The 312-nt window shown below is 64.4% G+C and carries 1 protein-coding gene; it reads right to left on the reverse strand.

Going from position 1 to position 312, the window contains the following annotated elements; genetic code table 11:
* The coding region (locus RHSP_RS16820) for an Ig-like domain-containing protein (protein WP_037152588.1) at window positions 1-312 on the reverse strand (312 nt) is incomplete at both ends.

Genomic DNA, 312 nt, shown 5'->3' on the forward strand with positions numbered 1-312 from the left:
CCGTGCGCGTCGGTTACCGTGTAGCTGAACGTCTCCTGCTCGCCACCGGCATGAACGCCCGCCGTCGTCAGCGTATAGCTGTACTTGCCGTCCGCATCGATCGTCAGCGTGCCGTAGGAGCCTTGGATCGTCGTCGTGCCATCCGCACCGACCGTGATCGAAGTTCCCTTGGCATCGACAACGCTGGTGATGTGCGGAGCATCCGGATCGGCGAGCGTGATGCTGCCCTGCGCCGTCACGGCCGATTCCGATGGCGCGGTGCCGCTCTCAAGATTGGCTTCCGACAGCTTCGTCGGGTCTGCCGTCTCAGGC

Source organism: Rhizobium freirei PRF 81, from assembly GCF_000359745.1.
GTDB lineage: Bacteria > Pseudomonadota > Alphaproteobacteria > Rhizobiales > Rhizobiaceae > Rhizobium > Rhizobium freirei.